A 12,678-nucleotide genomic window follows, 5' to 3' on the forward strand; every position below is an offset into this window, starting at 1 on the left:
AATTCGCCGATCGGAAGGCCGTCGTCGCAGCGACAATGTCATGCGAGGATTGCGTAAGCCGCGCTCCCCCGCTAACCGCGCATTCCCATGGACTACATCAGCACTCGCGGCAGCGCTCCGGCGCTCGATTTCGAAGGCGCAACGCTCGCCGGTCTCGCTTCGGACGGCGGCCTTTATGTGCCGCGCGAATGGCCCCGCTTCTCGAAAGACGAGATCGCGGCCATGGCGGGCCTGCCCTATGCAGAGCTGGCTGCGAAGATCATGTTCCCTTTCGTCGAGGGCAGCCTCACCCATGAGCGCCTGCTCGAACTGACGACCGAAGCTTACGGCCGCTTTGCACACAAGGCGGTGACGCCGCTCAAGCAGTTCGACGAACAGCAGTGGCTGCTGGAGCTGTTCCACGGCCCGACGCTCGCGTTCAAGGACGTGGCGCTGCAGCTGCTCGGCCTGCTCTTCGAGGAATTCCTTTCGCGCTCGGAGCGCAACCTGACGATTGTCGGCGCGACTTCGGGCGACACCGGTTCGGCCGCGATCGACGCGGTTGCCGGGCGCGCCAAGGTCGACATCTTCATGCTGCACCCCAAGGGCCGCGTGTCGGACGTGCAGCGCCGCCAGATGACGACGGTGCTGGCGCCCAACGTTCACAACCTCGCGCTTGAGGATGCCAGCTTCGACGATGCCCAGGCCATCGTGAAGCGCATGTTCAACGACAGGGGCATGACCGACCGCTTCGCCATCGGCGCGGTCAACTCGATCAACTGGGCGCGCCTGATGGCGCAGGTCGTGTACTACTTCGCCGCCGGGCTCCAACTTGGCGCCCCGCATCGCAAGGTCGCCTTCTCGGTTCCGACCGGCAACTTCGGCGACGTCTTCGCCGGCTATGTCGCGGCGCAGATGGGCCTTCCGGTCGAAAAGCTGATCGTGGCGACCAACGTCAACGACATCCTCCACCGCGCTCTGGCCAATGGCGACTATTCGCAGGGCACGGTGACGCCGACTGCGGCGCCCTCGATGGACATCCAGGTCTCGTCGAACTTCGAACGCCTGCTGTTCGACCTGGGTGGCCGCGACGGCAAGGCCCTGGCCGAGCAGATGGCCGGCTTCGAAGCGACCAAGGCGATGCAGCTTACCAATGCGCAGCGCGAGGGGGCTTCTGCCCTGTTCCAGTCCGCACGCGCCGATGCCGACGAGATGGCCTCGACGATCCGCTGGGCCTGGGAGAACTGCGGCGAACTGATCGACCCGCACACCGCCTGCGGCCTTTTCGCCGCACGCAGTGCCGGGATCGACGCCTCGATTCCGGTCGTCACGCTGGCGACCGCGCATCCGGCCAAGTTCCCTGAAGCGGTCGAGCGCGCCACCGGGCACCGCCCGGGCCTGCCCGAGCGTGTGGGCGACCTGTTCGAGCGCGAGGAGCGCTTCACTTCGCTGACCGGCTCGTTCGAGGCGGTTGCCGAATTCGTCGCCCAGCACGCCGCGCCCAAGGTCTGATGGTCGAGATCGCCACCCAACCCCTGATCCTCACGGGTGAAGGCTGGGCGGACTACGGCCTTGTCGATTCGGGACAGGGCCGCAAGCTCGAGCGTTACGGCGACTATCGCTTCATTCGCCCCGAGCCGCAGGCGATGTGGACGCCGCGCCTCGCAAACTGGGACGCGCACGGCGAGTTCGTGCCCGGTTCGGACGAGGATGGCGGCGGCCGTTGGCAATTCGAAAAGTCCGTCCCGCGCGAAGGTTGGCCGCTTGCCTGGAACGAGGTGTCCTTCACCGCGCAGTGCACGCCGTTCCGCCATCTCGGCTTCTTCCCGGACATGGCCCCGGTGTGGGACTGGATGCGCACCATGCTGGCCGGTCGCGACGATGCCAGCACCCTCAACCTCTTCGGCTATACCGGGGTCGGCACGCTGGCGCTGTCCGCGCATGGCCCGGTCACCCATGTCGATGCCTCCAAGAAGTCGGTGGCGCAGGCGCGCGAGAATGCCGCGCTTGCCGGGCTGGAGGATCGCCCGGTGCGCTGGCTGGTCGACGATGCCGTCAAGTTCGCCGCACGCGAGGTGCGCCGCGAAAAGCGTTACGACGGGATCATCCTCGATCCTCCCAAGTTCGGGCGCGGACCGGGCGGCGAGACCTGGCGTCTGGAGGAGGGGCTGCCGGGTCTGCTTGGCGATTGCCGCAAGCTGCTTGATCCGGACAGCCGTTTTCTTTTCCTCACCGTCTATGCGGTGCGCATGTCCTCCCTCGCCCTTGCCGGGCTGATGGGGGAACTCTTCGCCGACTTGCCCGGGACCATCGAGCACGGCGACCTTGCGGTGCGCGAGGATGGGCAGGACGGGCGGCTGCTGCCCACTGCCATATTCGCACGCTGGTCCAATCCCGGCTAAGGGACGCCATGGCTGATTCGCTTACACTTCAGATCGATGACTTCGAGGTCGATGTCCTCACCGGCATCTATTCGGAGGAGACCGGCAAGCCGCAACCGCTGCGCTTCTCGATCATGGTGCAGATGAAGCCGGCCGATCGCTACACCCCGGACACGCCGCTCAGCGAGAGCAAGAACTACATGGACCTCAAGTTCGCGGCGTCCGAAGCGCTGCCGCCGGGGATCCATTTCAAGCTGATCGAGGCGGTTGCCGACCACGTCTGCGAAACCCTGTTCCTGCAGGATGCGCGCGTGGAGGCGGTGACGGTCAAGATCGTCAAGCTCGCGATCAGCGAGGCTGGCGAAAAGATCGGCATGACCCTGCACCGGGAGCGGCGCTGAGGTGAAGGACGTGCTGCGTGTCGGACCGCTCCCCGAGGAGCCTCTGGCAGCTGCTGCCGATTTCCATGCCCGGCTGCTGCCCGCAATCGAGGCGGCCTTGCGCGGCGGAAGCGATCCGCTGGCGGTCGTCTTCCTGCCGGCCAGCCATGAACATCGCGGATGGCGGCTTGCCGCGATCCAGTCGCTTGCCCGCACCTACGCGCCTTCGCGTGTCAATGCGCTTGAGAGCGACGATGAGGCGGCGATCGCTGCCGCGCTGGACTGGCTCTCGGGCGCGGCCAGCGTCACCGGGCAGGTCATGGCTTTGGATGGTGCCGGCGCCGGACCGGTGCTATAACCCCTTGCAATGACGAAGCGCGCGCCACTCGTTGACCAGTTCCAGAGGCGGATAACCTACCTGCGCATGTCGGTGACCGACCGCTGCGATCTGCGCTGTGCCTATTGCATGCCCGAGCGCATGACCTTCCTGCCGCGCAAGGACGTCCTCAGCCTTGAGGAACTGCACGATCTCGCACTCGGCTTCATCGACCGGGGCATCACCAAGCTGCGCCTGACCGGAGGCGAACCGCTCGTCCGGCGTGACATGATGGAACTGGTCCACGCGCTCGGCCGCAAGATCGGCGACGGGCTGGAGGAATTGACCCTTACCACCAACGGCACCCGTCTCGCCGAATTTGCCGACGATCTCTTCGCTTTCGGCGTGCGGCGCATCAACGTGTCGCTCGATACCCTCGACCGCGAGACGTTTGCGAAGCTCTCGCGCCGCGATTCGCTGCCGCAGGTGCTCGAAGGGCTGGCCGCGGCGAAAGCGGCGGGCCTCAGGGTCAAGCTCAATACCGTCGCGCTCAAGGGCGTGAACGAGGACCATATCGCCGATCTCGTCGCCTGGGCGCACGGGCAGGGCTTCGACGCTACGCTGATCGAGGTCATGCCGCTGGGCGAGGTCGAGGAAGACCGCTTCGATCACTACCTGCCGCTCGTCGCCGTGCGCGACGCGCTGGAGCGGCGCTGGACGCTCGATCCCAGCGATCACCGCAGCGGTGGCCCGGCGCGCTATTTCGACGTGGCAGAGACCGGCGGAAGGCTGGGCCTGATTACGCCGCTCACCAACAATTTTTGCGACGGGTGCAACCGGATCCGCGTGACGGCGACAGGCCAGCTCTATGCCTGCCTCGGCGGGAACGAGCGGGTCGACCTGCGCGCGGCGCTGCGTAGCGAGGACCCAGAGGCGGCGCTGTCCGATGCGCTCGACGTGGCCATGCGGATCAAGCCCGCGCGCCACCATTTCGCCATCGAGGAACCAGGCGCGGCCCCGGCACTTTCCCGTCATATGTCCATGACAGGAGGCTGACTTCGATGTCGCTCAATCTCGTTTTCCTCGGTCGGCTCGAGGATGTGGCCGGTAGTGGAAAGCTCTCGGTTCCGGTGTTGCCGTGTATCGATGCCGTGATCGATTCGCTCGATCCGTCGCTCGGGCAGGCGCTCAAGGCGCCCAGGGTGAAGCTCGCGGTCAACGGAATCCTGGTGCAGGATACCGATGCGCCGGTTCTCAAGGACGGCGACGAGATCGCCTTCCTGCCGCCGGTATCGGGCGGCTGAAGCCGTGGGCTGCGAGAGGCACTCCGACGTCCGCCTGTTGACCTCGCCCTTCGCTCCGGCGGAAGAGATCGCCTCGTTCGCCCGCGCGAAACCCGAATCGGGCGGCGTCGTCAGCTTCATCGGCCAGGTGCGCGAAGGCGATGGCGTCGAGGCGCTCGAGCTGCAGCATTACGAACCGCTGACCCTGCCGGCGATGGAGAAGCTGGCCGTGAGCGTCCATCGCCGCTGGGATCTCGACGGGGTCCTTATCGTCCACCGCAGCGGCGTCATGGTGCCTGGCGATCCGATCGTGCTGGTCGCCGCGGCGGCCCGTCACCGGCGCGATGCCTTCGCTGCAGCCGACTTCGCAATGGATCACCTCAAGAGCGAATCGTGGTTCTGGAAGCGCGAGAAGCGCGGGGGCGAATGGCACTGGATCGAACCGCGCGAGCAGGATTTCGACGATATCGCCCGCTGGGGCTGACGGGGCTGCGCGGCGCTGGCAGGCCTGCCGCAAAAAAATTTCACTCCGCTTTCGCGATTTGACCGCCGTCAAACAAATCGCCTGCATGCCGAAGCATGGTCGTCTTCGAGAAGGAGATCAGCACCATGTCGCAACGTTTGTCCCATGAACAACTCCAGCAACTTGCCAGGATCACCGATGCGCCCGTGCGCACCAAAGTGGAACGCAATTTCGGTCTTCCGACCGGGCTCTATGTTGCGACCGTAGCGCTCTATCTCGGGTTTATCGGGGTCATGGCCAGTCTGTTCATGAACCCTGAACTCGCCATTCCGATGGTCATTTTTGCGGGCTTCGTGGTCTTCGCGTTCGGCCTGGCCGGCTACTGGGCGAAGATGAAGCCCGACCATGATACCGCGTCGCTGACATGGGGGCAGTTCGGCAGCCGCGGTATCGATACTCTGAGCGGAAGGCTGACCGCAAGCGAGGCGGCGATTCAGGTCCTCATGCTGCCCGTGCTGATCCTGGGCTGGGGCCTGGCCGTCGCGGTCATCGTGGCCTTTACCTGAGCCGGGGGGCTTTCAGGTTCCATTTCGATGGACGTTCGGAGACCCCTCCCTCGCAAGAGGGAGGGGTTTTCGCATGTCCGGAAGGTCGGTTCAGCTGCGCAGGCGCGCGGCAAGGCCGGCTATGACGCTGTCCTGGCGCGCGACAATGTCGCTGACCTGCGCACGTGCCCTCTCGATCGCCTCGGCGCTGGGCGAGAGTTCGAGCGGGGCGGCATCGCGCGCCTCTGCATAGAGCGTGTCGAGTTCGGCGAGCGGGGCCACGGTTGCCCCGCGGCGCGATTCGAGGGCGGCAAGGGCGATCTGCGCGGTGGCCCAGCTGTCGCTGGTCACGGCGGCGCCGGCAGCGCCTGCAACGGCGCGCTCGGCAGAGCCCTGCTGCTCCCTGAACTGTGTGTCGGTTTCCTGCGCTGCCGCGACCAACCCGTCGAGGCGGGTGACGAGATCGGTATTGGCCGGGGGCAGGGCCGGCTCCTCAGGTGTCTGCTCAGCGGCGACCGGGGTTGCGGAGCCGCCGATTCGCTCGATGTCGCGTTGGCCGAGCGAGGGATAGCCGCTGGTGGTGGAACAGGCCGCCAGCGCGACAGGCAGGGCGGCGGACAGAAGCAGGCTTGCAGTTGCGCGGATCATGGCCCCGCCATAGCACGGCGGGGGCGTTGCGCGAGGGGGAAACGCGAGGCTGGCGGTGCGGGGGAATTGCCTTCATTCGCCAGACTCTGGTTGACACGACTCAGGGCTTGGACTAACGGCACGCACTCTTTCCGGCCCCCGCATCAGGTGGGGTGTCCGGCGCGTCGCCCGCAAGGCTCCACGGTTCTTCCTGGACCAGAGCGGCCGGGGCAAGGTTGTTTCGGCTCGTTTTCGGGCAATTTGAGATTAGGTAAGGGCACCATGTTCGCAGTTGTGCGCACGGGCGGCAAGCAGTACCGGGTTGCCGCCGGAGACAAGATCGCGGTCGAAAAGCTGGCTGGTGAAGCCGGTGAGACCATTACCCTGGGCGACGTTCTGCTCGCTGGCAAGGACGGCGAAGTTGCTGACGCCTCGAAGATCAAGGTTTCGGCCGAGATCATCGCTCAGGCCAAGAGCGAGAAGGTCGTGGTGTTCAAGAAGCGCCGTCGTCACAACTACCGTCGCAAGAACGGCCACCGCCAGCAGATGACCCTGCTGCGCATCGTGTCGGTCGGCTGAGCCCAGACTTCGGAAGGAACTGAGCAATGGCACATAAAAAAGCAGGCGGCTCGTCGCGTAACGGTCGCGACTCAGCAGGTCGCCGCCTCGGCGTGAAGAAGTTCGGCGGTCAGGAAGTGATCGGCGGCAACATCATCGTGCGTCAGCGCGGCACCCGCGTGTATCCGGGCGTGAACGTCGGCATGGGCAAGGATCACACCCTGTTCGCCACCGCCGAAGGTCGCGTGCGCTTCCACGATGGCAAGCAGGGCCGCAAATACGTCTCCGTAGACGTAATGGCAGAAGCCGCCGAATAATCGGATGGTCTTGCAAAGGGCCATCCTGATGGGATGGCCCCCGCTGGACTGCACCAGTCCGGCAGAATGAGGGAGAGGGCCCCGCCCGTCTCCCTCTTTTCGTATCTCCCTCTCCCGTTGCCCGTATCGAGCCGATGCGGATGCATGTGCCGCAATTGTCCAATCCGCGGCGGCATCCCTGTGCTTGAAGGTCCGGGCGTAACGTCAATGTCACGTGTCCGCGCTAAGGGGGACCGGGACTGATGAGTGGAGACCGAAGTGTTCATTCGCAGCGATAGGCTGTTCCTGCGCCCGGCATGGCCGGAAGACCTGCAGGAGCTGGAAACATTGATCGCGCACGACAGCGCCGCCTGCAACCTCGCCAGTGCGTGCTGGCCGTGCGCCCATGACGATGCCCGGCGCTTTGTCGCGCATGAGCAGGCCCATGCCCTGCCGCAGTTCGTCATTACCGTGCCCGGTACCGGCGGATCCCGTATCGTCGGCTGCATCGGCCTCGACCGTCGCGATGGCGAAGTCGAGCTGTGCTACTGGATTGCGCGCGACCAGCGCGGGCGGGGCTATGCCGGAGAGGCGGTCAAGGCGGTCGTCGACTTGGCATGGACGCTGGGTCATGCGCGAATCGTCGCCAATCACTTCGTCGACAGCCCGGCTTCGGGCAGGGTCCTGCACGGTGCGGGTTTCCGGCGAACCGGACGCGTTGCCGAGCGTTACAGCGTCACGCGCAAGCGGGTTTTCCCGGCCCGCGAATATGTCCTGGCGCCTGCCGGATCGGATGGCTTCGACGATGAAATGAATGGCTTGCGGGTGGACGACGAACAGAAGCGCGCCGCCTGATACGTCATGCTCGGCCGCGTCCCGCCCCGGGGCGCGGTTCCGGCAAGATTTTTGCTGAAATTCTCGCCGGAATGTTGGATAAGGGGTTGCCCTGAGGCAGATCGCAATAATTCCTTAATGCGGCAGAGTCAGGGTAAAAAAGGGAGAGAGTTCGGCCTGAACCCGATTGGGCGCGTGATCGCGTGCCGATCAGGAAAAGCTGAAATCGCGGAGCAGATAATAACGGAGAACCGTGAAATGTTCGTCCGCACTGAGAGACTGTTTTTAAGACCCGGATGGCCCGAAGACCTTGAGGATCTGCTCGAGGTGTTCGAGGACGACGACGTCCAGCAGGACGCCTTCGTCGCGCCCCTTCCGCGCACGGCCGGAGAAGTGCGCGAGTTTCTCGAACGTCCGCGCGATCCGCGCCTGCCCCATTTCGTCATGTACCTGCGTTCCGCCAAGGGCGCGGAACTGGTGGGCGGCATCGGCTTTGCCCGCGAAGGCGACCGCATCGAGATGGGCTACTGGATCGTCCCGCGCTTCCGCGGCCGCGGCTATGCGGCAGAGGCCGTGCGGGCCGTGCTCAACCAGGCGCGCACGCTCGGCTATCGCAAGGTCTATGCGAATCACTTCGTGGACAGCAGCGCTCCGGCCAAGGCTCTCGAAAGCGCCGGCTTTCACGATACCGGGCGGGTGCATTCACGCTACAGCGCCGGGCTGGGCATGGAAACGACCGCGCGGATCTATGTGGCCGAACTCGAACGCCGGACGAGCCCGCGCATCGAACCGACCCTGGCGTCACTCTGAGTCCCGGATTTCCGGGCGACTGACCGATGCCGGGCGCTGGCTCACGCCTCGAGCTTGAGCCAGCTCGGCCAACGGGCGGCAGGGACGCTTTCCGTCTTCGCATGGTCCACGGCGAGGCCAAGGTCCGGATAGGCGATCCGCTGCCGCTTCTCGTCCGATTCGGTCAGCGGCAGCACGATCAGCCGGCGATTGACCTTCTGGCGCCAGTTCATGCGCGCGGTGTTCTCCTGACCGACGTAACAGCCCTTGGCGAAACTCACACCGTGGAGTTCGGCGGCGTTGCATTCCAGCCAGAGCGTCGTGCCGTCGCCCAGTTCGGCGCGGCCTTCCGTCACCCCGAAGCGCAGGCGGTGGGCGCGCCACGCCTCGTCCGCGCTTTCCATCTCGTGCTCATCGGTCGTGTCGATGGAGGAAATCCAGCGCTCGCCCAGCGCCGACAGGCGCGGGTCGGGGGCAGCACCGTCGCCGACATGGGGGCGCCAGTGGACGGCTAGCTTCTCTTCTTGCGTGATGTCGATTGCGCGGCGCAGCCGGTACATCGACAGGCGCTTGGCAAGGGCGTCGGCGAATTCCGCTTCGCAATCGATCAGCAGGTCCGTGCCCGAAGGCCAGACGATGAAATCGAACAGGACCTTGCCCTGCGGCGAGAGCAGCCCGGCCCAGACCGGGAGCTTGCCCTTGACGTCGGAGGTGACGAGTCCTTGCAGGAAATCGGCGACATCTTCGCCTGAACCATCGCGGGGGGAGAGCCGCAGCACGGCGCGCTCGAATAAACGTGTCGCTGACATGCCCACAAGATGAGGATTTCTCTCGGGTCGGCAAGGGTGGGGCGACAGTTTTACACGCCCGGGCCGAGCCTTTCGCGCACCTCGTCGAGGACCCAGAGCGCGGCGGGGCCGGGCGGGGCGTCCTTGCGCCACAGTGCGACGAGTGAATAGTCGAGCGGGGGGCGCTCGGGCAGCTGCAGTTCGACAAGCGCCCCGCGTTCGAGGTCGGCCCGGATGGCGTGGCGCGGCATCGAGCCCCAGCCGATGCCCTCCTTGAGCAGAACGTGCTTGGCTCCAAGATCGGCTAACCGCCAGGTACGAGGACTGAACACCGAGAAATCGCGTCCCGCGGTCAGCGGCGAGCGGTCGGTCAGAACAAGCTGGAGGTGCTTGCGCGATTCGCCCGGGGCGATCGATTCGGCGTGGGCGAGGGGGTGAGTAGGGGCGGCAACCGGAACCATTTCCACCGAACCTATCATTTCGCGGTGCAGTTCCGGCAGGTCCTGGATGTCCGGGCCGGCGATCGCGAGGGTCGCCCTGCCTTCGAGAACGAGGCTGGCGACGGCGCCCAGCGCTTCGACATGCAGGCGCAGGGCCACGCTGGGGAACATCAACTGGAAAGCGCCGAGCAGCGAAGCGAGGACGGGGCCGGGAACCATGACGTCGACCGCCAGCGACAGCTCCGCTTCCAGTCCCTGGCGCAGGCTGCGCACTTTGGCGAGGAGGGCGTCCACGTCGTCGGAGATGGCGATGGCCTCGGTCAGCAGCGCCTTGCCGGCCTCGGTCAATTGCGGTTTGCGTGAACCTTCGCGGTCGAACAGCGACACGTCGAGCTGGTTTTCGAGCTGCGAGATGGCGTAGCTGACCACCGAGATGGCGCGGCCCAGCTTCTTCGCGGCGCGGTTGAAGCTGCCTTCCTCGACCACGGCAAGAAAGCAGCGCAAGTGATCGAGACTGGGTGGGGCGATGTCGGGCATGGAACCTCGTCTATTCGACTTTATCGAACATTTCAGTCGATTTTATCACAATTATCCGAGATGCCCGCAAGCTCTATCTGATGTGCGAACACTGGCCGAACCTGCAAGTGCAGCGGCACCGAACGCCTCTGGAGAAAGGAGGGCAAGCGATGATTGAACTGCGTCCCTTCGACACGATCGGAGCCGCCAACCACGGCTGGCTCGATGCGCACCATCACTTTTCTTTCGCCGATTATCACGATCCGGCGCGGACCAACTGGGGACGCCTCAGGGTCTGGAACGACGATACCGTCGCGCCAAGGTCCGGCTTCCCGCCGCATCCGCACCGCGACATGGAAATCGTCACTTATGTCCGCAAGGGCGCGATCACGCACCGGGACAGCCTCGGCAACGAGGGCCGCACCGGCGCTGGCGATGTCCAGGTCATGAGCGCGGGGTCGGGCATCGTCCACTCCGAGTTCAATCTGGAGGACGAGGACACCACCCTGTTCCAGATCTGGATCCTGCCCGACGAGCGCGGCGGCGAGCCGGGCTGGGGCGCACGTCCCTTTCCCAAGGGCGACCGCGCCGGCCGTTTCGTGACGCTTGCCAGCGGTATCGCCGGTGACGACGACGCGCTGCCGATCCGCGCCGATGCCCGCGTGCTGGGCGCGACGGTCAAGGCGGGCGACACCGTGACGTACCCGACTGCCGCAGGCCGCCATGCCTATCTGGTGCCCGCCACCGGACGCATCCGCGTCGGTGACGTCGAGGCAAATGCCCGCGACGGGGTTGCCGTGACCGGACTCGACACCATTACCGTAACTGCACTCGAGGACGCCGAACTGGTCCTCGTCGATGCAGCCTGAAGCCCCCCAATCTCTCAACACAAGGATCAAGACATGACCGGACGCATTGCCCATCCGAAGATCGAAAAGCTTATCGTCGAGCGCTGGTCCCCGCGCGCATTCGATGGCAGCGAGATTTCGCAGGAAGACCTCGAGGTCATCCTCGAAGCCGCAGGCTGGGCCCCTTCGGCCTACAACGTGCAGCCCTGGACTTTCCTCTATGCCCGCAAGGGCGACGCCAACTGGGACCTGCTGCTCTCGCAGCTCGTCGAATTCAACCAGGGCTGGGCGAAGGACGCCTCGGCGCTCGTCTTCATCGTTTCCGACAAGTACATGCGCTCGGACGAAGGCAACACCGACAACCACAGCCACAGCTTCGATGCCGGCGCCGCCTGGGCGATGGCTGCCCTGCAGGCGCAGGCCATGGGTTACCACACCCACGGCATGACCGGGATCAAGTTCGGCGAGGCCGAGGCCGCGCTGGGTGTTCCCGAAGATCATCGCCTCGAGGCCGCCTTCGTTATCGGCCGCAAGGGCCCGAAGGAAGTGCTGCCCGAATTCCTGCAGGAGCGCGAAGTTCCGGTCGGCCGCAAGCCGGTCTCCGAAATCGCCCGCGCAGGCAAGTTCGCCTGATCGTCAGGCACTGACCCTACCCCTCAGGAGCGTTCCGACCCTTCCCCCTCCCCCACATCGGAACGCTCCGACCGGCCCGGTCTGCCCCTTGCGGCAGGCCGGGCCTTTCTTTTTGCTTCGTCACCCGGGCGCCACGCGGTTCGCAGGAAAAGTCGCGGCTGGGCCTGCCAAAGAACTTCTCGCTGGCCGCCGCGCAGCGAAGCGGGCAAGGCGCGCCGCATGCTCTACTGGATCCGGAACCTTGCCGCTCCCGTTCCGCAGGCGGCAGTCGGCCATCTCGGTTGGCTGCGCGGCGCGCTGGGCGCGGCACTGGCGATTGCACTGGCCGCGGGGCTGACCGCGATGTTGCTGGGGGTGAGCGCACTTCCCTTGCCGCTGCCCTTGCTCGTCGCCCCGCTCGGCGCTTCGGCGGTCCTCGTCTTCTGCGTTCCGGCCAGCCCGCTGGCGCAGCCATGGCCGGTGATCGGCGGGGACCTCGTTTCGGCGGCAGTGGGACTGGCCGTGGGCCATGCGATCGGCGTACCATGGCTGGCCGCCAGCCTTGCCCTGGGAATCGCGATCGCGCTGATGTCGCTGCTGCGCTGCCTGCATCCGCCGGGCGGGGCCTGCGCGCTGCTCTACGCATTGGGCGCGGCCGGCGCGGAGCACTGGCAATGGGCCTGGATCGGCTCGATCGCCGCCAATGTCGCGGCGCTGACGGCGACCGGCTGGCTCTACAACAACATGACCGGGCATCCCTGGCCGCACGTTCCGGTGCGCGTCCCGCCTGCCCCGGCACCAGCCTACACCCGCGCCGACATCGAGGCGGTGCTGGCCGACTGGAACGAGGTGCTCGACGTCGACATCGACGATCTCGACGCCTTCTGCCAGGCGCTCCTGCGCAAGGGGCGGGGCGGCTAGGCGCCGAACGCCTGCACATCCTTGCGCAGTCGGCCCGGGACGCCTAGTTCCCGGCAGAGGGCCGGACCGGTGCTTGCGCCGGAATCGCCCCGAGCCAGTCCC

At 65.9% G+C, this 12,678-nt stretch carries 18 protein-coding genes; 15 read left to right on the forward strand and 3 right to left on the reverse strand.

Going from position 1 to position 12,678, the window contains the following annotated elements:
- The first annotated feature begins 87 nt into the window (after positions 1-87).
- The 8 genes from thrC to B5483_RS17075 all read left to right on the forward strand — a co-directional run bounded on the left by thrC (position 88) and on the right by B5483_RS17075 (position 5,368).
- Positions 88-1,491: a threonine synthase gene (gene thrC, locus B5483_RS17040; RefSeq protein ID WP_054947086.1), complete on the forward strand. Its 1,404-nt coding sequence runs from the start codon at positions 88-90 to the stop codon at positions 1,489-1,491.
- Entirely contained in the window at positions 1,491-2,381 is an 891-nt protein-coding gene (locus tag B5483_RS17045) for a class I SAM-dependent methyltransferase (RefSeq protein WP_079731259.1), read from the forward strand. Before thrC ends, B5483_RS17045 begins: the two co-directional genes overlap by 1 nt.
- An 8-nt stretch (positions 2,382-2,389) precedes the next feature.
- On the forward strand, positions 2,390-2,761 hold the full coding sequence (locus B5483_RS17050; RefSeq protein WP_079731260.1) for a dihydroneopterin aldolase: 372 nt from the start codon (positions 2,390-2,392) through the stop codon (positions 2,759-2,761).
- 1 nt (position 2,762) lies between these two features.
- Positions 2,763-3,098: a Rossmann fold domain-containing protein gene (locus B5483_RS17055; protein WP_054947084.1), complete on the forward strand. Its 336-nt coding sequence runs from the start codon at positions 2,763-2,765 to the stop codon at positions 3,096-3,098.
- Positions 3,099-3,107: 9 nt separating this feature from the next.
- Positions 3,108-4,112, forward strand: a complete 1,005-nt coding sequence (gene moaA, locus B5483_RS17060; RefSeq protein WP_054947083.1) for a GTP 3',8-cyclase MoaA — start codon at positions 3,108-3,110, stop codon at positions 4,110-4,112.
- Between the two features lie 5 nt (positions 4,113-4,117).
- Complete coding sequence (locus B5483_RS17065; RefSeq protein WP_079731261.1) at positions 4,118-4,360, forward strand: MoaD/ThiS family protein; 243 nt, start codon at positions 4,118-4,120, stop codon at positions 4,358-4,360.
- Between the two features lie 4 nt (positions 4,361-4,364).
- Positions 4,365-4,823, forward strand: coding sequence for a molybdenum cofactor biosynthesis protein MoaE (locus B5483_RS17070; RefSeq protein ID WP_079731262.1), 459 nt, complete (start codon positions 4,365-4,367; stop codon positions 4,821-4,823).
- Positions 4,824-4,948: 125 nt separating this feature from the next.
- Positions 4,949-5,368, forward strand: a complete 420-nt coding sequence (locus tag B5483_RS17075; protein ID WP_054947152.1) for a hypothetical protein — start codon at positions 4,949-4,951, stop codon at positions 5,366-5,368.
- A gap of 90 nt (positions 5,369-5,458) precedes the next feature.
- On the opposite strand, the gene B5483_RS17080 is transcribed toward B5483_RS17075, so the two are convergent.
- Positions 5,459-5,995 carry a hypothetical protein gene (locus tag B5483_RS17080; RefSeq protein ID WP_079731263.1) on the reverse strand — a complete coding sequence of 179 codons (537 nt, stop codon included), beginning with the start codon at positions 5,993-5,995 and terminating at the stop codon, positions 5,459-5,461.
- A gap of 261 nt (positions 5,996-6,256) precedes the next feature.
- On the opposite strand from B5483_RS17080, the gene rplU reads away from it, so the two are divergent.
- The 4 genes from rplU (at position 6,257) to B5483_RS17100 (ending at position 8,472) form a co-directional block, all read left to right on the forward strand.
- Complete coding sequence (gene rplU / locus B5483_RS17085; RefSeq protein WP_054947079.1) at positions 6,257-6,553, forward strand: 50S ribosomal protein L21; 297 nt, start codon at positions 6,257-6,259, stop codon at positions 6,551-6,553.
- A gap of 26 nt (positions 6,554-6,579) precedes the next feature.
- Entirely contained in the window at positions 6,580-6,849 is a 270-nt protein-coding gene (gene rpmA / locus B5483_RS17090) for a 50S ribosomal protein L27 (RefSeq protein WP_038575881.1), read from the forward strand.
- Between the two features lie 258 nt (positions 6,850-7,107).
- Positions 7,108-7,683, forward strand: a complete 576-nt coding sequence (locus tag B5483_RS17095) for a GNAT family N-acetyltransferase (protein WP_054947151.1) — start codon at positions 7,108-7,110, stop codon at positions 7,681-7,683.
- Between the two features lie 237 nt (positions 7,684-7,920).
- Complete coding sequence (locus B5483_RS17100; RefSeq protein WP_054947078.1) at positions 7,921-8,472, forward strand: GNAT family N-acetyltransferase; 552 nt, start codon at positions 7,921-7,923, stop codon at positions 8,470-8,472.
- A gap of 41 nt (positions 8,473-8,513) precedes the next feature.
- Here B5483_RS17100 and ygfZ read toward each other — a convergent pair whose 3' ends face one another.
- On the reverse strand, positions 8,514-9,260 hold the full coding sequence (ygfZ, locus tag B5483_RS17105) for a CAF17-like 4Fe-4S cluster assembly/insertion protein YgfZ (RefSeq protein WP_079731264.1): 747 nt from the start codon (positions 9,258-9,260) through the stop codon (positions 8,514-8,516).
- A gap of 50 nt (positions 9,261-9,310) precedes the next feature.
- Positions 9,311-10,216: a LysR family transcriptional regulator gene (locus tag B5483_RS17110; protein WP_079731265.1), complete on the reverse strand. Its 906-nt coding sequence runs from the start codon at positions 10,214-10,216 to the stop codon at positions 9,311-9,313.
- 149 nt (positions 10,217-10,365) lie between these two features.
- Between B5483_RS17110 and B5483_RS17115 the strand changes: the two genes are divergently transcribed.
- From B5483_RS17115 to B5483_RS17125, 3 genes are all read left to right on the forward strand, one after another.
- Complete coding sequence (locus tag B5483_RS17115; protein WP_079731266.1) at positions 10,366-11,064, forward strand: pirin family protein; 699 nt, start codon at positions 10,366-10,368, stop codon at positions 11,062-11,064.
- Between the two features lie 33 nt (positions 11,065-11,097).
- A complete protein-coding gene (locus B5483_RS17120) occupies positions 11,098-11,676 on the forward strand; it encodes a nitroreductase family protein (RefSeq protein WP_054947074.1) in 579 nt (192 codons plus the stop codon).
- A 219-nt stretch (positions 11,677-11,895) separates the two neighbouring features.
- Positions 11,896-12,576, forward strand: coding sequence for an HPP family protein (locus B5483_RS17125; RefSeq protein ID WP_054947073.1), 681 nt, complete (start codon positions 11,896-11,898; stop codon positions 12,574-12,576).
- Positions 12,577-12,678: the final 102 nt, after the last annotated feature.

The sequence above is a fragment of the Novosphingobium mathurense genome (assembly GCF_900168325.1).
Lineage (GTDB): Bacteria > Pseudomonadota > Alphaproteobacteria > Sphingomonadales > Sphingomonadaceae > Novosphingobium > Novosphingobium mathurense.